This window comes from Dorea sp. AF36-15AT (genome assembly GCF_003477705.1).
Lineage (GTDB): Bacteria > Bacillota > Clostridia > Lachnospirales > Lachnospiraceae > Claveliimonas > Claveliimonas ammoniilytica.
On record NZ_QUDV01000003.1, the window covers coordinates 181,568 to 199,631 of the forward strand.

At 40.9% G+C, this 18,064-nt stretch carries 21 protein-coding genes; 14 read left to right on the plus strand and 7 right to left on the minus strand.

Translation table 11 applies throughout. The annotated features are described in order from the left end of the window. Window positions 1-14 precede the first annotated feature (14 nt). The 3 genes from DWZ93_RS06700 to lepB all read left to right on the plus strand — a co-directional run bounded on the left by DWZ93_RS06700 (window position 15) and on the right by lepB (window position 1,179). Window positions 15-218 carry a hypothetical protein gene (locus DWZ93_RS06700; protein WP_118382947.1) on the plus strand — a complete coding sequence of 68 codons (204 nt, stop codon included), beginning with the start codon at window positions 15-17 and terminating at the stop codon, window positions 216-218. An 18-nt stretch (window positions 219-236) separates the two neighbouring features. Next, entirely contained in the window at window positions 237-428 is a 192-nt protein-coding gene (locus DWZ93_RS06705; RefSeq protein WP_118382948.1) for a hypothetical protein, read from the plus strand. A 190-nt stretch (window positions 429-618) separates the two neighbouring features. Then, window positions 619-1,179: a signal peptidase I gene (gene lepB / locus DWZ93_RS06710; RefSeq protein ID WP_118452376.1), complete on the plus strand. Its 561-nt coding sequence runs from the start codon at window positions 619-621 to the stop codon at window positions 1,177-1,179. A gap of 66 nt (window positions 1,180-1,245) precedes the next feature. Here lepB and DWZ93_RS06715 read toward each other — a convergent pair whose 3' ends face one another. Then, the gene (locus DWZ93_RS06715) at window positions 1,246-2,322 is read right to left on the minus strand and encodes an iron-containing alcohol dehydrogenase family protein (protein ID WP_118452377.1); all 1,077 of its coding nucleotides are present in this window, start codon (window positions 2,320-2,322) and stop codon (window positions 1,246-1,248) included. 222 nt (window positions 2,323-2,544) lie between these two features. Between DWZ93_RS06715 and DWZ93_RS15145 the strand changes: the two genes are divergently transcribed. After that, window positions 2,545-2,733, plus strand: a complete 189-nt coding sequence (locus DWZ93_RS15145) for a hypothetical protein (protein WP_330421736.1) — start codon at window positions 2,545-2,547, stop codon at window positions 2,731-2,733. A 150-nt stretch (window positions 2,734-2,883) separates the two neighbouring features. Here DWZ93_RS15145 and DWZ93_RS06725 read toward each other — a convergent pair whose 3' ends face one another. Genes DWZ93_RS06725 through DWZ93_RS06735 form a run of 3 tightly spaced genes read right to left on the minus strand, consistent with a single transcriptional unit; the run spans window position 2,884 to window position 5,119 of the window. Beyond that, on the minus strand, window positions 2,884-3,684 hold the full coding sequence (locus DWZ93_RS06725) for an MBL fold metallo-hydrolase (RefSeq protein WP_118452378.1): 801 nt from the start codon (window positions 3,682-3,684) through the stop codon (window positions 2,884-2,886). A 46-nt stretch (window positions 3,685-3,730) separates the two neighbouring features. Then, complete coding sequence (locus DWZ93_RS06730; RefSeq protein WP_118452379.1) at window positions 3,731-4,582, minus strand: LD-carboxypeptidase; 852 nt, start codon at window positions 4,580-4,582, stop codon at window positions 3,731-3,733. 30 nt (window positions 4,583-4,612) lie between these two features. Then, window positions 4,613-5,119: a GNAT family N-acetyltransferase gene (locus DWZ93_RS06735; RefSeq protein WP_118452380.1), complete on the minus strand. Its 507-nt coding sequence runs from the start codon at window positions 5,117-5,119 to the stop codon at window positions 4,613-4,615. A 277-nt stretch (window positions 5,120-5,396) separates the two neighbouring features. Here DWZ93_RS06735 and DWZ93_RS06740 point away from each other — a divergent pair, with 277 nt between their 5' ends. After that, a complete protein-coding gene (locus tag DWZ93_RS06740) occupies window positions 5,397-6,296 on the plus strand; it encodes an Rpn family recombination-promoting nuclease/putative transposase (protein ID WP_243061167.1) in 900 nt (299 codons plus the stop codon). 83 nt (window positions 6,297-6,379) lie between these two features. Here the strand turns inward: DWZ93_RS06740 and DWZ93_RS06745 are convergent, their stop codons facing one another. Together DWZ93_RS06745 and DWZ93_RS06750 are read right to left on the minus strand one after the other, a co-directional pair. Continuing rightward, window positions 6,380-9,196 (minus strand): sigma-54-dependent transcriptional regulator, encoded by a 2,817-nt coding sequence (locus tag DWZ93_RS06745; RefSeq protein WP_158574291.1) that lies wholly within the window; start codon window positions 9,194-9,196, stop codon window positions 6,380-6,382. 16 nt (window positions 9,197-9,212) lie between these two features. Further along, entirely contained in the window at window positions 9,213-9,692 is a 480-nt protein-coding gene (locus DWZ93_RS06750) for a PTS sugar transporter subunit IIA (RefSeq protein WP_118452382.1), read from the minus strand. Window positions 9,693-10,040: 348 nt separating this feature from the next. On the opposite strand from DWZ93_RS06750, the gene DWZ93_RS06755 reads away from it, so the two are divergent. From DWZ93_RS06755 to DWZ93_RS06790, 8 genes are all read left to right on the plus strand, one after another. Then, on the plus strand, window positions 10,041-10,337 hold the full coding sequence (locus tag DWZ93_RS06755; protein ID WP_118452383.1) for a PTS sugar transporter subunit IIB: 297 nt from the start codon (window positions 10,041-10,043) through the stop codon (window positions 10,335-10,337). A gap of 46 nt (window positions 10,338-10,383) precedes the next feature. Beyond that, the gene (locus tag DWZ93_RS06760) at window positions 10,384-11,745 is read left to right on the plus strand and encodes a PTS galactitol transporter subunit IIC (RefSeq protein WP_118452384.1); all 1,362 of its coding nucleotides are present in this window, start codon (window positions 10,384-10,386) and stop codon (window positions 11,743-11,745) included. A gap of 50 nt (window positions 11,746-11,795) precedes the next feature. Then, window positions 11,796-12,443, plus strand: coding sequence for a class II aldolase/adducin family protein (locus DWZ93_RS06765; protein ID WP_118452385.1), 648 nt, complete (start codon window positions 11,796-11,798; stop codon window positions 12,441-12,443). 88 nt (window positions 12,444-12,531) lie between these two features. Next, complete coding sequence (locus DWZ93_RS06770) at window positions 12,532-12,774, plus strand: hypothetical protein (RefSeq protein WP_147364660.1); 243 nt, start codon at window positions 12,532-12,534, stop codon at window positions 12,772-12,774. Beyond that, the gene (dhaK, locus tag DWZ93_RS06775) at window positions 12,746-13,735 is read left to right on the plus strand and encodes a dihydroxyacetone kinase subunit DhaK (protein ID WP_118452387.1); all 990 of its coding nucleotides are present in this window, start codon (window positions 12,746-12,748) and stop codon (window positions 13,733-13,735) included. The genes DWZ93_RS06770 and dhaK overlap by 29 nt, the downstream gene beginning before the upstream one ends. Window positions 13,736-13,737: 2 nt before the next feature. After that, the gene (dhaL, locus tag DWZ93_RS06780; protein ID WP_118452388.1) at window positions 13,738-14,385 is read left to right on the plus strand and encodes a dihydroxyacetone kinase subunit DhaL; all 648 of its coding nucleotides are present in this window, start codon (window positions 13,738-13,740) and stop codon (window positions 14,383-14,385) included. A 26-nt stretch (window positions 14,386-14,411) separates the two neighbouring features. Beyond that, window positions 14,412-15,449: an alcohol dehydrogenase catalytic domain-containing protein gene (locus DWZ93_RS06785; protein ID WP_243061169.1), complete on the plus strand. Its 1,038-nt coding sequence runs from the start codon at window positions 14,412-14,414 to the stop codon at window positions 15,447-15,449. Window position 15,450: 1 nt separating this feature from the next. Next, window positions 15,451-16,278 carry a Cof-type HAD-IIB family hydrolase gene (locus tag DWZ93_RS06790; protein WP_118452390.1) on the plus strand — a complete coding sequence of 276 codons (828 nt, stop codon included), beginning with the start codon at window positions 15,451-15,453 and terminating at the stop codon, window positions 16,276-16,278. Between the two features lie 67 nt (window positions 16,279-16,345). Here the strand turns inward: DWZ93_RS06790 and DWZ93_RS06795 are convergent, their stop codons facing one another. After that, a complete protein-coding gene (locus tag DWZ93_RS06795; protein WP_118452391.1) occupies window positions 16,346-16,546 on the minus strand; it encodes a hypothetical protein in 201 nt (66 codons plus the stop codon). 110 nt (window positions 16,547-16,656) lie between these two features. Between DWZ93_RS06795 and rpoN the strand changes: the two genes are divergently transcribed. Beyond that, window positions 16,657-18,003, plus strand: a complete 1,347-nt coding sequence (gene rpoN, locus DWZ93_RS06800) for an RNA polymerase factor sigma-54 (RefSeq protein ID WP_158574292.1) — start codon at window positions 16,657-16,659, stop codon at window positions 18,001-18,003. The last annotated feature ends 61 nt before the right edge of the window (window positions 18,004-18,064 follow it).

Sequence of the window (18,064 nt, forward strand, 5' to 3'; positions counted from 1 at the left end):
AAGGAGGTAAGCATATGCGTTATTTTGAATTCGTGCATAATTTGGGAATACATTCCTGGGATATACCGGCATTGATTGTTGCAGTGATTCTGGTTGTTATGATATTGGTTCATCGCCATAATCAGAAGAAACGTGAAAAAGATTTTGAGGAGGAACTGGATCAAAAGATCCAGGACCTCCGAGAAGAACTGGACAAAAAACCTGCACAGGAAGTATAATAAAAGGAGGGAACATATATGTCATATATTTTTGAACATACAAGACTCGGCTTTTGCTGGTGGGACCTTCTTGCATTGGTTATTCTGGTAATCGTGGTTGTTGCATTTGCGGTAAAGCGCAGCAAGTTAAAAGACGAACAGGATGAACTGGAAGATCAGTTATCTGAACTGTATGCGGAAGATTCAGTTGAGGCAGATAAGGAACTTTAATGATGTGGGTACATCAGGAAGAGTATATTATTGTTAGGTGGGATCAGACGGCGGAGCAAGCTTGACTGCATGTTCAGTGAAAGCTGAGAGATCCGGAGTTATAAATGACCGTGGCAGGTGTTTCTGCTGCGGTCGTTTACCGTTATGATAAGCAATGGGGAAACTCGTGCGTTAGAAAGAAGGCGTTGGAATGGACATAGATGATATCAAGAAGAAGATTCTGGAAGATGTGGATCCGGAGACGAAGCGGAAAAGAGCGCACGAGAGGCGGGTTCAACGTTTCGTTATTGCACTGCAGTCAATTGCAGTAATTATTGTAGTTCTTCTGATATTTTATATGTTGATGGGCATATCGACCGTACAGGGGAATTCAATGTATCCGACATTGCATGACCAGGATGTGGTGATATATAAAAGGAAGAATACCGAATATCGTGTGGGAGATGTTGTCGCGATCAAACGACCGAATGGCGAAGAATATGTGAAACGTATTGTGGCAGTGGCCGGTGATACAGTGAATATCCAGAATGGCAAGATCTACGTCAATGGAGAAGAACTGGTGACAGAACAGGCAATCGGTGAGACTAATGCAAAGTCAGATGATATTACCTATCCATTGGTGGTAGATGATAAGCAGGTCTTTGTGCTTGGTGATAACCGGGAGATATCCAGAGATTCGCGTGAGATAGGTACGGTGAAGATCGATGATATCAAAGGCCGGATTGTCTGGTATATGGGTAAGGTAAAATAATGGTGAGTCTATAAGGTATATAGATATTATGGCAGGGCAGATCTTTTGATCTGCCCTGTTGTTGTGTTACATTGCCATCTCGAAGAATTTGCGAAGCGTTTCTTCGGTTACTTCGTATGGTACTGGTTTTAATTTGCGTTCGTTTGCCATGATACCTTTAATGGCGGTATCGACCATATCCGGTGCTATTTCGAGTGGTCCGAGCAGAGTGTGGATCAGAGTGGTGAATTCAGCGATATCTTTGCAGCCAATCAATTCCAGAACTTTTGCCTGTGTCTCAGGAGCGGCAGCGGCTACATAGCCCGGCTGGAAATATCCCACAGCCTGTCCGTGTGGAATATGCATCTCGTAAGTGAGAAAATAGCTTAAACCATGTGGCAGGGTTGTGCCGGCATGGGTGATTGCCATACCTGCAAGTGTGGAGGTGAGCATCATGCGGTCACGGTCTTCATCTGTTACATGATCGCTCAGAAGGGCAGGTTTTACATCTTTCCAGAGTGCCATACCATATTCTGAGATCATACGGCTGAACGGGCTTGCACCAAGATTGATATAGCTTTCGATAAGATGACCAAGTGAATCTACAGATGTATTTACCAGGATCTTCTTAGGCGCGCTTGCCAGATATTTGCCATCCACTAATGCATACTGTGGAAAGATACGGTGTGGGATGCTGGACTTGGTGCGTTTGGCGTGGATTGTTAGCACGGAAATCGGTGTCACCTCAGAACCGGTTCCGCAGGTTGTAGGAACTTCTACGATTGGAAGCGCGGTGCTGTCTCCCTGCTGATAGAGATAGTCGGCATCCTTATCTTTGTGATAGATCATAAGGGCAATTGCTTTGGCTGCATCCATTGGAGACCCTCCGCCGATACCGATGACGAAGTCGACATTTTCGCGGATACCCATGTCGCGTACCTGCATAACCATTTCTATTGAAGGATTCTCCTCGGTATGGTCGAAGATACAGTAGGAGATCTGATGTGCATTTAATGAATCAGTCACATCAGCAAGAGCTCCATTTTTCGCGGAACTGCGTCCGGTTACGATCAGGGCTTTGCGTCCGAGAGAGGTCCATTCGTCGCTGTAAGTTTTCACGCAGTCGTGTTCGCAATATACTTTTACTGGCATATGAAATTTCATGTATATTATGCTCCTTTCCTTTGTGGGATGATGAATTTATTTCTATTATTCTATCACATTTGGCTGCGAAAAGGCAGAGTACAAGATAAATTCATGTCGAACGTCGGGCAGCAATCGTGCTTGCACTTTACATGGATTTGACCTTGTTTAACGAGAGGAAGATAGATAGGAAGAATCAGGCTGGATATACTAAGAGCAAAAAGGTAAAGAGGATAGATAGGTATGAAATGTGTTGTGTGCAGCCGCCGCATTGAACAAGTTGTGGAGAAGATCATTCCGAAGAAAAAGGAATTGGCGGCCATGGGAGATGGTTGTGTGGTAGAAGAAGGAAAGCCGGAACTGATCTTCACTGCACCAAAAGAGAGAAGAACACAGACATTCCTGTCACGTGTACTTCCGGCAACTGCATAAGGATTTAGACCTTTTGACCCTGGCATTATAAAGTGACGTTTCGCATAGCTTGATATACCATCCCGTACCGGGGCAGGAGTGTGATCCTGCCCTGGTATACATAGAAGTAGATTTGGTATATCAGGGGATTTCATCAGATCTTATAATTTCTTATAATTCTATTGTTTCCAGATCTTCCGGAATGTAGAGATTACCGTGGTAATACTCGGTTCCTTCCGCGGTATATAATTCTTTTCTACGGGTAATATTTTTATCCTCTGTATGGTAAAGGAGGAGGTTTGGTACATGTAATTCTTCGGCAAGCTCACAGGCATCCTTTACCGTAGAATGGTGTTTCTCATAAGGCGAAAAACGGTCTGCCTGACTGTAGAGACAGAATGCTTCGTGCAGCAGCCACTTGCTGTTCTCAGCGTATGGGCGCTCCGCATTATTATAAGGCTCATCACCGCAGCAGGTGAATTTGTCTCCGTTGCCCATATTAAGGGTGAAGCCATATTGCTTCGCTTTGGTAGAATGAATATCGAAAAATGTAACATCTCTGTCCATGATTTTTCTGGTCTCACCGTCATGAACTGTGATCAGATGCAGACGATCCCCAATCATTTTTATCTGCTTTGGCTGTAATAATTTCTCTGCCATATCTTTTAGAAGTGCGATCACTTCATCGTGCCCATAAATAAATGCATCACCTTCGTACGTTCCTTTATTCATATTCTGGCAGATCAGGCGCATCATCCAGACGATGCCGAGAATGTGGTCGATATGCTTGTGCGTGACAAAGATATCACGCATATCCATCCAGTTTAGCCCGGCACGCTTCAACTGCTTGAGCACTTCGTTGCCGCCGCCTCCGTCTATCATAAAATATTTTCCTTCATCTTCTAATACAAAACAGGTGTTGTAACACTCTGTTACCAGGGCATTGCCTGTTCCTAACATGGTAATCTTCATAGTGTAGTCTCCTTGTGGTATAAGTATTTTTTAGTTTTACAGATTTTTAAAAGCAATAGTATCTGCCAATGACGGCTCCTTTGGAATCTGAACCGTGCCCAATGTAAGCAGTCTTAGCAATCGGAAGCTCTGATCCGGCAAATTCTTTGACCAGCGTGACTGCATCCGGCTGTACCTGCTCTTTTTCTATCTTAGTGAATGTACCGAGCAGAATGCCGTTCACCTGATCAAATGCATGAAGCTGCTTTAGTTGGCTTAAGAAGGTGATGAGCTGTTGGACGCTCGTATTCAGTGCTTCCAGAAGAAGAATCTTATTGTGAAGATCCGGCATATATTCGGTTCCGGCAAGCTTCAGAAAGCAGCGGATATTACCGCCGATCATAACACCTTCCATAGCAGTACCCTGGATGAAATGATAATCCAGATTATAGAGATCATTACCATTCTTTTGCAGTGTGTTGATAAAATCGCGGCGCTGCACCTCACTGTGTCGATAAAGAAGGTTGCGGATTTGATAAAGAACTGCTTCTTTGCCTGCTTTTGTATAAATAGCATTTAAAATCGTAGTCAGATCACTGTATCCGTAAAACTTTTTTTCAGAGCTTCGGATTACTTCAAAGTCCAGATAAGGCAGCAGTTCATTGGACATATCTCCGCCGGATATGTCGAAGATCGATGTGATCGCAGGATCTGTATATAGTTTCATTAATTCCGCAGCGCGTTCTGCTCCTGTGCCATGAAGACCATATGCTTCGGGATATATTTTAGGATATATACAATTACTGATGACTGGTTCATATCCAACATCACTTAAAATAGCGCACAGCCGATCCATATTGGACTGAAATTCAGGCTTCATGGGATCAGAGCAGGCTGTGATGCCGATTTTTTCTTTCATGAGAGACCTCCGTGTGAAAACTGATAGCGGTTATTTTTCAGGAAATGTCAGACGCATCTGATACCAGGTGACATTACCGTGTACTGATTCAGAGATACCTTCATTTTCAAATCCAAAGCTGGCGTAATAATGAATCAATGCTTCTTTGCATGTGAGAACGAGACCTTTACGTCTCTGGGTTCTGGCATCTTCGATTGCCTGGCGGATCAGAAGACCTGCGTGTCCCTGTCTGCGATAGGAAGGGATCGTATTCACACCGAAGATCATCTGCCAAGCGCCGTTCTCGTCATGCAGGCTCGCGTTCTCGTACATGTCATCGGTCAGATCAGCCTGATCCGTCGTCATACCGTCCACAAAAGCAATCAGCTTTTCGCTTTCGAAGAGAAGCCAGAAATGCTTTCCATATGCATGTACTCTGGCGGCGATCTCTTCTTCGGATGCTGCTTCTGCAGCCGGGAAGCATTCCCTTTCAACGGCTGCAAGAGCTGGGATATCTTCCTGGGAAGCATGCTTTATTATAAAATGATTTGCATTCATAATGTTGTGACCTCCAAAATGTTCTGAATAGATTTTAGCATGTAGCCGACATGGATTCAATCGAAAAACAAGAAAAAGTTGAAAATAATAGTTGACGAATAGAATATGTACATGTAGTATATATGTAATCTAATAGAAAAGGCGAAAACCATTAAAAATACATAGAAAATATGAAATTACCGAGAAACGGTAAAATCGTATTTGAAACATTTTTGCATTGGATAATCCATGGATATTGCAATATAAATGAAACTATTATATAATGAGGAGGAAATGAATGGACAAAAGAATGAATGATAATCTGATGGAGAATTATGAGCAGGAAAAATCATTCGGAGAGTTAGATCTTGTGGATGATTATATGTTTGATGTAGTAACGGAAGATTTGGAAAGCTGTAAGCTTATTCTGGAACTGGCAATGGGGATTCACATTAAGGAGATAAGATGGCGGGAGAACCAGAAAGTAATACATAACCTGCCGGGAAAGCGTGGCGCCAGACTGGATTTCTATGTGGAGACTGAAGAGGGTACCGTTTATGATGTGGAAATGCAAAAGAGAAAACGCGGCAATATTCCGAAACGTACCAGATTTTATCAGAGCTTGATTGATGCACCGATGTTGAAAAGTGGGGAAGAGAGTTTTGATAAGTTAAAACCATCGGTGATAGTTGTTATATGTGGCTTTGATCTGTATGGCTATGGTCAATATCGATATTCTTTCAGCAATCGTTGTCTGGAAGTTGATGATCTGGAATTAGGTGATGAGACTTCTAAGATTATATTAAATACAAAAGGCATGAATGATGAGGAAGAAGACTCGACGCTGATTAATTTTTTGCATTACGTAGAGAACAGCTCTGAAGAAGTATTGGAAGAAAACAGTGATCCGCGTCTTAAAAGACTCCATGAGATTATCGAATCAATACGATCAAATGCGGAAATGGAGGCACAGTATATGAAAGGGATTACGAGAGAGAGGGAGAAAATAGCAGATGCGAAAGCGGCAGGAAGAAAAGAAGATATAGTTATGATTCTTTTAGAACTTGGAGAAATTCCAGATGAAATATGGAATCGGGTAAAGACAGAAGAGGATATAGAAGTGCTGAAAAAATGGCTTTTAATCGCTGCAAAAGCATCTTCAATCGAAGAATTTCGGGAAAGAGCAGGACTTCTTTGATGAACAACATGAGCCGACCGTAGAATATACGATCGGCTCATGTTATGGAGACACTATATCAGGATAGCTGAATTATGTAGGAATTATGAATTACCGGAATCTGAGTATTGAATAAGGGTTACTATTATATAGCATAATTCAGCGTCATTGACTGATATATCAAAAGGGGTGCTCAGCAAAGAAATGTTCTTTTTGAGAAGATCAAAGAGAGATTTGTTTTGCTGAATATATTTGGTTTCATTGTCGAAGACAATTGCCTGTTTGCAGATACAGCGTTCCAGCATAAATCCAAGATGGAGTAATAATGCAAGATGGCAGGATCTGTTGTTTTTTATCTGCGGTAGTTCTAAAGTGTTCAAAAATTCTTCGGAATACTGAACCGCAGCAGAAGGATTTAAATACATTACACTTTTGGTCAGAAATTTTTCACATTCTTCCTGAACTGTTTCAACTTGTTTTTTCTGAGTAACAGGTGCTTGGATTTCGGTAAGCGCAGAACGCAAAAAATCAATAAAATATTCTTTCCCCGTCGCAGAAATCAAACTGGATATATGGAAAAACGGTATATCCATTGGAATTTCCAGATTACTTACACATGCTAATAGATTGAATTCTGAGCAAATCCCCTGATATTGTGTGGAGTTTGTTTGTATATCAGAGAGTGACACCGCTAAAACTTGTATGTTGTTAAGGTTATAATGATTTAATTCCTGTTCAATCATAGCTTGAAAGGCAACACTGGTTCCTAGACCGGATGCACACATGGTGATGATTGCGGGTTCTTTTGCAACATGTTTGTTTCTAGGAGGTTCCGTTGGCTTATTTACCATATAATTGTTGTAAATGGTGTTGATATTAGCGTCACATCCTAAAAGAGTTCGCGTGATATCCAACGCCATCAGTGTAGTTACATTTGGAATTGCACGTACAGGAATTCCGGTTTCCAACGTCAGTTTTTCATCGAAGGTTGTCAGGGATCCCATATCAACTAATAATAAAGCACCTTTTGTAGGATTGACACTACGAACTTCCCGAAGAACATTTTGGTAAGTATCAGGTAGTTTTTGTTCTAAAGGAACATCAATTGCTTTTACAAAGGAACATTCCATCAAACGATTGCATACATTTGCAATGCTCGATGCAGTACTGGAACCATGCGCAATAATGATAAGTCCTGGTCTGTCTTCGTAGGAAGTATCTCTCATATTAGCGAAAATTAAAGCAACAAGATATTCTTCGTTTTTCGGAATCTGAATCTGAAAATGCTGTTCGAAGTTTGTGACAAACTTCTGGGCAATTTCGATTTCTTTGGAAGCCGTTTTCTTTAATACAGAAATCTCTTTTTCTGAGATTTCTTTCCTGGATGCCATTCGTTCCAATAAAAATCTAAAATGAAATGACAGAACCAGAATATTTTTCTGGTTAATCTCCAGATTGAGCTCAGAAAAAGTGTTTTGAGCCAGATCAGATGTAAAATCTACTAGTTCTTGTCCAACAATTTTGTACAATTCTTCTTTGTGAAGATTCTGGTTATAAAACTGTTTTAAAATAGAGTCGCAGTAATTCTGAATATCAGAAGATAATTCGTTATTAATCTGCTGCGTAGTATATCCTTCAGAAGTACATTGATCAATGCGTTTCATCAGAGTATAATAAGCTTTTTCGTCATAAAGCTTATTGTATTGTCGTGGTTCTTTGTTAGCAGAAAATACAGTATATTGTGTCTCATATCGACTTGGGAAAGATAGAGATTCCGTATCTGCCTGATTGTAATAATCTCTGATGGCTGGAGACAGCAAATCGAACGAAACCATCAATTCTTCCTGATTGCTTGTATTGTTCAGATAGGATCTTGCGCATAATACTTTAATTTCAGAAGAAAGCTGACCAATATTCTCTGTGAACGGATAAGCACAGAGTGCCTTTATGATATTGGTATTGACTACATATGATTTTAACGTGATATTTGATTCGCGTACAAAAATATGCTCTATGATTTCCAGCTTTTCAGAAATACTTTTTTCACGATAGGAAGGTAGCTGAATCGTAAGAGGGATTCTTCGGGTAAATGTTTTTAACAGAACATTTTTTGGATCCTCTGTAGTGGCACCGATAATACGCAAAGAAGCTTTGCGCATACTCGAAGTTTCTCCAAGCTTCCGATAACAGCCGGTATCTATCAGGTAAAAAAGCAATTCCTGTCCTTCCGGAGGTAGCCGGTGTATTTCGTCAAGAAACAGGATTCCGCCATCTGCCTGTTCAACCAATCCGGGACTTTCTGATACTGCGCCCGTGAATGCTCCTTTGATATGACCAAACAGATGGGACATAAGGAGCTGTGGATTATGATAGTAATCCGAACAGTTGAACTCAACAAATGGAAAATCTTTTTTACTCTTATTCAACACTTCCCGCCCATAATTGTACATCGTTCGCGCGAACAGAGTTTTACCTGTTCCGCTTTCTCCAATTAGCAGGGAGTGAAGCCCGTTCGGAGGATACACAATAGCAGCTTTGGCTGTTTCAATCTGGGTAGCCAGACTACCATCGTGTCCGATCAGTGCATCGAAAGCACTGGAATGAGCAGAGACATCCTGTTTGCTGGTCACATTTTTGAAAAACTCATCTACGGTATATGTATATTGTAATGAATTGTCCGATACATACAGATTGATCAGGTCGGCAGGAAAAAAGTGAACCGGTCGGCTGTCAACCTTTATAAGCAGCTTTTGTGTCACCAATTTATTCAGATAGGCACTGGCATTAGCACGGCTAATGTGAAAATGTTCCTCGATATCTGATGCAGTCACGCCGCCAAGAGTGTGGTGGGTTAGTATTTCAGCTAATTTTTCTTTATTAACTGTTTGAAGAACATATTCAAATATTTTGGTTTCATTCATAAGAATCACCAATCTTTCAGTTTGATAAATAATGTGTAAGTACTTTATAAAGCTCGGATGTTGTTGAGGCTTGCTTGAGTTCAGCCATTGCATCGCTTTCTGAGAACAGTCCTACGATCTTCTGCAGAATAGTAAGCTGGTCGTTGGAACCGCAGACAGCAAGAAGGAACACAATATCTACCATAACGTCTCTTACACCATCACCCATTTCTTTGAACGCAACAGGCTCTTTTAATGTAGCAACAAGTACACGTGGTTCTAATACATAGTCTCTTTCGATTGCATGCGGTACAGCTACTTTCATAATATTAGTAGGAAGTCCGGTCGGATATATCTGTTCTCTTCTAATGACAGCATCAGCATATCCCTCTTTTACATAGCCCTTCTCTTCGAGTTTGTCTGATAAGTTATGAAGAAGCGTTTCGTAATCTGGAGCTTCTTCATTCATAAAAATCAGGTTTTCATCCAATAGGTCTTCAATTCTAAATTCGTCCATAATACACTCCTTTATTTGGTTGATTGTAATGCGCCTTTGACATGTATTTTCATAACAAATATACAGCAAAAAACGTGCCAAAAAGTGAGAAGTGTCGAAAAACACAAAATTTCCTATATTATAGCACGAATTTAATAAAAATAAAGTCTTGTTTATACACTAATTAAACAGTAAGACGAAATGCGTTGAATAAATTGACTATAGTGTATAAGTGATCTGAAATGGGTGGAAATTAAAGGGTTTTCGGGGTGTTGGAAAAGTTGGCACGCATTTTGCTATTAATAAGGGCAGATGGACGGGAACGCAAATGCGAATCAGTCAAGATTATAGTAGAAAGGAGAATGTTGTATGAAAACTATTATTGTAGCATGTGGTGGAGGGATTGCAACGTCAGCGACAACAGCTACCAAGATTAATGGACGATTGGATGACATGGGGTTATCTGGAAAAGCAAAAGCAGAAGCGGTTGATATCAAATCACTGGATATGTTTATGAACACAGCTGATCTGTATGTATCTGTTACACCAATGGCAAGAGGGCAGCAAGAATACCCGATTCCGACAGTGAGCGGAATTCCATTTCTGACTGGTATTGGAGCGGATCAGGCGATGCAGCAGATTGTTGAGTTGTTAAAACTTAAGTAGTGATGAGAACAGCGAAGAACAAAGGAAAAGAAAGGAAGAGGGAATCATGCAAACTTTACAAGTAGTATTTCAGAGCATCCTGGATATGGGTGCAGCGGTATTTTTACCAATCATTATTTTTATCATCGGTTTAATCGTAGGTTTGAAACCGGGAAAAGCTATTTCAGCGGGTCTGACACTTGGTGTTGCACTTACAGGTATTAACCTCGTAATTAGTTACATGAGCGATACAGTTGGTGTGGCTGCTCAGAGTTTTGTGGAAAATACAGGCGTACAGTTGACAGCACTTGATATGGGCTGGGCACCGGCACTCGGACTTTGCTGGTCGTGGAAATACGCATTCGTAATGTTCCCGGTGCAGATCGGTATTAATGTAATTATGTTGATTCTTGGCTGGACTAAGACATTGAATGTAGATATGTGGAACGTAGCGAATAAGATCTTTACAGCATTTATCGTGTCTTCTGTAACGGGAAGTGCAGCTGCTGGTTTCGTAGTAGCTATTGCACAGATTATTCTCGAACTGAAGAATGGTGATGCAACAAAGAATCAGATTACAGAACTTACAGGTGTTCCGGGCGTTTCAATGCCGCACCCGATGTTTTTGAGTAATATTTTCTTTTATCCATTTGCAAAACTGCTGGATAAGATTCCATTTTTCCGTTATGAACTGAATGCTCAGACATTAAAACAGAAAATTGGTATCTTCGGAGAGAACCATGTATTAGGATTTATCGTAGGGACTATCGTAGGTCTGATTGGTGGACAGGGAGTAGGCGCTCTGCTTACAGGTGTTCAAGCTGGTACAGCACTGACGCTGTTCCCGATGGTATCTAAATTATTTATGACAGCATTGACACCTATTTCTGATGCAGCGAATGAGTTTATTAAAAAGAAATTCCCTGGAAGAGAAATGGCAATCGGTTTGGACTGGCCTATCCTTGCAGGCAACCCGGAGATCTGGGTTGCAATTATCTTTACAATTCCAGTAGCATTGATCGTTGCTATGGTTCTGCCAGGCAATACAGTTCTTCCATTTGGTAACTTGATGAACGTATGTGTATGTGCAGCAGCATTCGTAGCATGCAAAGGTAACCTGTTAAAGATGCTCGCGACTTCATATGTAATGGTTCCGATCCTTTGCTGGTCAGCTTCTGACTTCGCACCAATGTTGACTGATCTTGCTATTTCAACAGGATCATCAAACATTCTGGTAGATGGACAGCAGCTTGCTTGGTGGGGAATGGATATCGCAGAGATCCGTTGGATGATTGTTGAAGTTCTCAGAGGAAATATTGTGGGATTTGGTGTACTGGCAATCTTCATCGCACTGGCTGTATATTACTTCAAGGCTCAGAAGAAAGAAGAGCATGTAGCAGCAGTTCGTATGGGATGGATTGAAGAGTAATCATAGTAAAGGTAAATAGATTAAGTATTAAGAATTAAGGAGAATGCACTATGCTGGAAGAATTAAAAAAAGAGGTGCTCCGCGTATCTCGGTTAGCAGAAGAGACAGGGCTTTGTCATCATGGTGGTGGAAATTTCAGCCAGATTGACAGAGAGAGCGGACTGGTAGTAATCACACCACATGCAGAGTCAAGATATAACTTTAATGCAGAAGATATGCTTGTAGTAGACTTGGACGGAAATATTATTGAAAACAGAAAGAATTTTACTCCAAGTAGTGAGACTCCAATGCACTTACTTATTTACAAAGAGAGAGAAGATGCAACAGCAATTTGCCATACTCATGCACACAATGCAGCAGCATTTGCTTGCCTGGGAGTACCGGTAAAACCAGTTATCTTTGAATCTATGATGTATGGTGGATATTGTAAAGTTGTTCCGTTTGAGGAGCCGGGAAGCATTGAGCTTGGACAGTCAGCAGTTGAAGGACTGAAAGGAACATATGCTACGATCCTTGGAAAACATGGATTGATCTCAATAGGAGAGAGTATCTATGATGCTTATTTGAAGACAGTATATGTAGAAGATGTATGCGATGTAAATATCCGGGCTGCTTCCGTTGTGGGATATGAAAATCTGGATTGCCTCAGTGATGAACAGATCGTATATTTCAGAGACGTATTAGGATTAAAGGCTTAATCGAAAATACAATACAGGATATTGCGGTCAGTAAGGGCTCATTAATATGCTGACCGCAAGCATCCACCAGAGCAGAAAGGGGCAGACGATGAAAGCAAAATATACTATATGGTATTTGGGAATTATTATAGCAGCAGTGATGCTGGGATTTGGAATTTTTTCAAAAAGCTGGTTGCTTAGTCTGGCCGGATTTGCTGTTGCGTTACTGTTAAAGACGACAAATAAGTACGTACCGCTTCCTAAAATTTACAGGGAGATGGGGATTGATAATGAGGTTTTTGAGGGAAAGGCAAGGCAGAGTTATGAAAAAAATAATGAATCAGGCAGATAATGTTGTCAGTGATATGCTTACCGGAATTGCAGCTGTTAATCCGAATGTTGCATATGACAGCGAAGGGGAAGTAATTTATAGAAAAAATAAAACAGAAAAAGTAGGACTTGTATCAGGCGGTGGAAGTGGTCATGAACCAGCACATGCCGGATATGTTGGTAAAGGAATGCTTGATGCGGCGGTAGCAGGCAATGTATTTGCATCACCGGATCCGGCGAGAATATTAAATGGAATTGAACATGCGAATAGTGGAAAAGGCGTACTGTTAATTATAAAGAATTATTCCGGTGATATTATGAACTTTGAGATGGCTGCTGATCTGGCAGCGGATTTTGATGTAGAAGTAAAGAAAGTCATTGTCAGAGATGATGTAGCTGTTCAGGAAAGTACATTTTCAACTGGTAGAAGAGGAATCTCAGGAACTGTTTTTGTACATAAGATCGCAGGTGCAACGGCAGAGGCTGGCGGTTCGTTAGACGAAGTAGCTGAGATTGCGCAGAGAGTAGCAGATAATGTGAGATCCTTTGGAGTGTCATTATCCAGTTGTATCTTACCGGGAGTAGGAGCTCCGGGCTTCGTAATCGAAGAAGGTATGATGGAACTTGGTATGGGTATCCATGGAGAACCTGGAATTGAAAAGATAACAATGAAGAGTGCAGCAGAAATTGCAGATATCATGGTTGAAAAGATCACTTCTGATCTGGATTACACAGGAAAAGAAGCAGCGATCATGGTAAACGGTCTGGGTGGAACACCACTCATGGAACTGTATATTCTTGCTGGTGAAATAGATAAGAGAGTTCGGGCGAAAGGAATTACGCCTGTAAAATATATGGTAGGTAACTATATGACAGCGTTAGAAATGGCTGGTGCATCAGTGTCAATGCTTCGATTAGATGATGAATTGAAAGAATATCTTCTGGCACCGTGTGATACAGCAGCCTGGAAGGAAGGTGTGTAGAAATGGCATTTAAACTGACTGCTGCAGATTACGTGGAATATCTTGAGATAACTGCGGTAGAAATCGAAAAAAGCGGTGACTACGTAACTGCATTGGATGCAAAGACTGGTGACGGCGATCATTGGGTTAATCTTAATTCAGGATTCCAAAAAGTGATGTCTATCAAAGAGGAATTGAAGACAATGGAATTATCATCGATGTTGCGTAAGATTGGAATGACTTTAATGTCCGGAATCGGCGGATCTTCAGGAGTGCTGTATGGAAGCGGCTATATTGCTGCATCGAAAGCATTGAAGGATGTAGATGTGTTGGATATTGAAAGCTTGTATACGATGCTGAAGGCAGAACTTGATGCGATCATGGATCGCGGCAAAGCACAGCCGGGTTGGAAGACAATGATCGACAGCTTATACGAAGGATTGGAAAGCTATAAGAAAGCAGTTGATGAAGGCGAGGATGAAAAGGGCGTAATGGAAGCGTTAAAGTTGGGTGCTCAGCAGGGAAGAGATCATACAAAAGAGATGGAAGCTGTAAAGGGACGTGCAAGTTATCAGACCAATAAGGGGGTTGGAGAACTTGATCCGGGAGCAGTGACTATGTGCATTCAGCTGGAATGCCTGAGTGATTACGTTATTAATAAAGCATTATAAAAGCATCACAGAAAAGGAGAAAAATCATGAAAAAAGTAAGTTTTTATGCACCAGAGGACATTCGTGTTGAAGAGGCACCAGTACCAGTACCGGGACCGGGCGAAGTTGTTGTTAAGAACAAAGTAACACTGACTTGTGGAACTGACGTAAAAACATATAAAAGAGGATACCGCTATGAGCCACCATTCTCAATGGGACATGAAGCATCAGGTATCGTAGAGGCAGTTGGTGAAGGAGTAACAAAATTTAAAAAAGGTGACAGAGTAGTTGCACATAATAGTGCTCCTTGTGGAAAATGTTACTACTGTAAGAAAGGTCTTCAGTCTATGTGTCCAGATCTGATCCAGAATCAGTTTAAGAATGGTGCATATGCGCAGTATCAGCTGATTCCGAAGCCGATCGTTGAACAGAACATGTTCCATATGCCTGATTCAATGAGCTACAAACAGGCAGCACTTCTTGAGCCATTGTCATGTGCACTGTATGGAACAGCAAACGTGCCGATCGAACTGGGAGATACAGTTTGTGTTAACGGATGTGGACCGATCGGATTGATGTTTATCCGTATGTGCTACCTCAGAGGAGCAAGAGTAATCGCATGTGACCTTTCTGATGTGCGTCTGAACCTGGCTAAAAAACTGGGAGCACAGGAAGTTATCAATATCAAAGATGTGGAAGATCAGGCACAGGCAGTTAAAGATCTGACAGAAGATGGAAGAGGCGTAGATGCGGCAATCGAAGCTGCTGGTATTCCGGAAGTTTGGTCAATCGCAATGAATATGGCAAGACCTGGTGGATTCGTACTTTGCTTCGGCGGAACAAAGAAAGGCCTTACAGTACCGGTTGATACAACAAAACTTCACTATGAACAGATTACGATTAAGGGTGTATTCCATACAACACCAGTTCATGTTAATGCAGCATTTGAGATGCTGAAGATGAATGCAATTTCTGCTGATGATTTTGTACAGAATGAATATCAGATTGAGGATATTGAGAAAGCAATTCTGGAGCATGCTTCAGGTGCAGTAATCAAGAACGCAATTGTATATCCAGAGGACTAGGATGAATATTAAATTAATCGCGTTAGATGTTGATGGTACACTAGTTGACAGCAGTCATATATACATATCTGAACGTAATAAACTTGCTCTGCGTAGATGCGCAGAGCAGGGAATTGAAATTGTACTGGCGAGCGGACGCCCAATGGCACTGATCGAACCAGTGGCGAAAGAATTAGGATATGTGAAATATGCCATATCTGCAAATGGAAGTGCAGTATGGGACAGGCACAGCCATGAACGAATTGTAAGTCGGGAAATATCGCCGGATATCGCTGAGAAGATATTAAGTGTAGTGCTTAAATATCCGATTGCGTTAGAAGTGTATTGTGAAGGCAGAGCGTGGGTTGATCATAACTGGACAGTAGAAAGATTTGAAAAAATGCCACAACAGTTTTTACAGATGAGAAACGAGTATAATCGTCATTGCAATGATTTGTACAAGGAAGTATCAGGGAAAACAGTAGAAAAGTTTAATGTGGATGGAATGCCAAGAGTTATGTTTGATGAGATCATGGAGCAGTTGCAGCCGATCCGCGATGAACTGGCAATTCAATACATTGAGTGTTATGACAATATGGAAATCAATAATCGATTGGCAACAAAGGGCGAAGCGCTAAAAGGACTGTGTACCTTATTAGGAGTTGAATCATTCGAAGTAATGGCTTTTGGTGATAGCGAAAATGATGTGAGTATGTTAAAATACGCAGGAGAATCATATGCTATGGAGAATGGAGAGCAAGCAGCTTTAGAAAGCGCTAAACATATTGCTAAAAAGAATACAGAGGATGGTATTGCAGAAGCAATTGAAAAGTATCTATTACAATCCTAAACTTGTTAACACATACTTTCCGGAAAAGAGATTTGCAGAGCGTGACTGTAAATCTCTTTTCTACATTTTATTTATGATCTTTGTCAGACTTCTTGTTGTCCTGATCCATGGAAGTTTTGTTGCGGTTGTTGATCGCAAGAAGTAAAGTAATGAAGAATGCAATCGAAAACAAGGCGGCAAATGATGCGAGGTGGAACTTCCTTGCGAGAAAGATCAGAATCAAGAGAAACCACATAACAATAAGTAATTTAGAGTTTTTATTGCTCATAAGAGTTACTCCTTTCTGTCTATATGTTTTACTGTAAAGTATTATATCATAAACTATTTGAAATTACTATGATTAGTTTGGAAGAGATATGAAAAAATATGAGGTGTGATATGGAACTGGAGATGCAACATGGCTTACAACAGAAACAGAATTTATCCAAAAAAATGCTCCAATCAGTTCATGTATTAGAAATGAGCATGGAGGAAACAGAAGATTTTTTGAAAGAGATTATTGAAAATAATCCGATGGTTGATTTGGATGAAGATTATCTGAGCCGGCAAAAAGAACTAAAAGAACAATGGCAGTGGGAAAGAGAACATAATTATCAGATCGCAGGAACATATGCGGGCGAGGATCAGCAGGATGAGAAAGACGAAGCACCGTATCTGATAACAGAAGATACGCTGGAAGATTATCTTATGATGCAACTGGTACCATTGTGTAAAGGAAAGTATAAAAAAGATGTATTTTACTATCTGGTTAAATCATTAAACCGCAAGGGATATCTTGATGTTGACTTGAGCGATTTAGCCGGAGAATTAAAGCTGACAACAGATGAACTGAAAGAATATATAGAGATATTGCAGGCATGTGAACCGGCAGGAATAGCGGCAAGAAATATAGAAGAGTGTCTGATTATACAAATCATTAGAATGTGTCCTGAAGAGACAATTGCTATACGGATTATTAAAGAATGTATCGAGTTGTTTGCCAAACGGCGTTTCAGCTCTATCGCAAATATGCTTGGATGTACGGTAGAGGAAGTACAGTCTGCAGCCGATATCATATACAGCCTGAATCCTAAGCCGGCAAATGGATTTGCGGAAATGGAAAATCTGCAATATGTACATCCGGATGTATTTGTGGTCTGGCATGATGACAAGCCGGAAATTATGGTGAATGAATCTGCATCTGCGAGAATGACGATCAATCCTTATTATCTGAAGATACTCGAAACGGAAAAGATATCGAAAGAAACCATCAGCTATATTAAAAATAAAGTGGAACAGGTGAAATGGGCGGTTAAATGCGTGGATCAGAGAAACAGTACACTTCAGCAGGTTGCCAGTGCAATCGTGGAATGGCAGGAATTATTCTTCCGATTTGGCAGTGGCCGGGTGGTTCCAATGCGTCTGGCTGATATTGCGCCTAAAGTAGATATGCATGTGTCTACGGTGAGCCGGGCGATAAAGAACAAATATGTACAGTGTGATTATGGTCTGTTTCCGCTAAGTTATTTTTTCTCCAAAACAATTGGAGAGGGGGAGGACACGCCCGATGATGTCAAAGAAAATTTAAGGAAAATCATTGAGCAGGAAAATAAAAAGAAGCCGCTCAGTGATCAGAAAATTGCAAATATGCTGGTGGAAAAAGGATTTCAGATATCCAGAAGAACGGTTGCCAAATACCGGTCGGAATTGGGTATTCTGGGGACGAGTGAGCGAAAAGAAGATTAGTGGGGATAAAACTATCGAAAAGAGCAGGACTGGATTAATCCCTCTGTGGTATACTATAGTT

Coding starts and splice junctions, on each gene's coding strand:
- DWZ93_RS06785 (WP_243061169.1), top strand. CDS start 14,412: ATGAAAAAAGTAAGTTTTTATGCACCAGAGGACATTCGTGTTGAAGAG.
- DWZ93_RS06795 (WP_118452391.1), bottom strand. CDS start 16,546: ATGAGCAATAAAAACTCTAAATTACTTATTGTTATGTGGTTTCTCTTG.
- DWZ93_RS06700 (WP_118382947.1), top strand. CDS start 15: ATGCGTTATTTTGAATTCGTGCATAATTTGGGAATACATTCCTGGGAT.
- DWZ93_RS15145 (WP_330421736.1), top strand. CDS start 2,545: ATGAAATGTGTTGTGTGCAGCCGCCGCATTGAACAAGTTGTGGAGAAG.
- DWZ93_RS06745 (WP_158574291.1), bottom strand. CDS start 9,196: ATGAATGAAACCAAAATATTTGAATATGTTCTTCAAACAGTTAATAAA.
- DWZ93_RS06755 (WP_118452383.1), top strand. CDS start 10,041: ATGAAAACTATTATTGTAGCATGTGGTGGAGGGATTGCAACGTCAGCG.
- DWZ93_RS06730 (WP_118452379.1), bottom strand. CDS start 4,582: ATGAAAGAAAAAATCGGCATCACAGCCTGCTCTGATCCCATGAAGCCT.
- DWZ93_RS06750 (WP_118452382.1), bottom strand. CDS start 9,692: ATGGACGAATTTAGAATTGAAGACCTATTGGATGAAAACCTGATTTTT.
- dhaK (WP_118452387.1), top strand. CDS start 12,746: ATGAAAAAAATAATGAATCAGGCAGATAATGTTGTCAGTGATATGCTT.
- rpoN (WP_158574292.1), top strand. CDS start 16,657: ATGGAACTGGAGATGCAACATGGCTTACAACAGAAACAGAATTTATCC.
- dhaL (WP_118452388.1), top strand. CDS start 13,738: ATGGCATTTAAACTGACTGCTGCAGATTACGTGGAATATCTTGAGATA.
- DWZ93_RS06760 (WP_118452384.1), top strand. CDS start 10,384: ATGCAAACTTTACAAGTAGTATTTCAGAGCATCCTGGATATGGGTGCA.
- DWZ93_RS06715 (WP_118452377.1), bottom strand. CDS start 2,322: ATGAAATTTCATATGCCAGTAAAAGTATATTGCGAACACGACTGCGTG.
- DWZ93_RS06740 (WP_243061167.1), top strand. CDS start 5,397: ATGGACAAAAGAATGAATGATAATCTGATGGAGAATTATGAGCAGGAA.
- lepB (WP_118452376.1), top strand. CDS start 619: ATGGACATAGATGATATCAAGAAGAAGATTCTGGAAGATGTGGATCCG.
- DWZ93_RS06705 (WP_118382948.1), top strand. CDS start 237: ATGTCATATATTTTTGAACATACAAGACTCGGCTTTTGCTGGTGGGAC.
- DWZ93_RS06765 (WP_118452385.1), top strand. CDS start 11,796: ATGCTGGAAGAATTAAAAAAAGAGGTGCTCCGCGTATCTCGGTTAGCA.
- DWZ93_RS06735 (WP_118452380.1), bottom strand. CDS start 5,119: ATGAATGCAAATCATTTTATAATAAAGCATGCTTCCCAGGAAGATATC.
- DWZ93_RS06725 (WP_118452378.1), bottom strand. CDS start 3,684: ATGAAGATTACCATGTTAGGAACAGGCAATGCCCTGGTAACAGAGTGT.
- DWZ93_RS06770 (WP_147364660.1), top strand. CDS start 12,532: ATGAAAGCAAAATATACTATATGGTATTTGGGAATTATTATAGCAGCA.
- DWZ93_RS06790 (WP_118452390.1), top strand. CDS start 15,451: ATGAATATTAAATTAATCGCGTTAGATGTTGATGGTACACTAGTTGAC.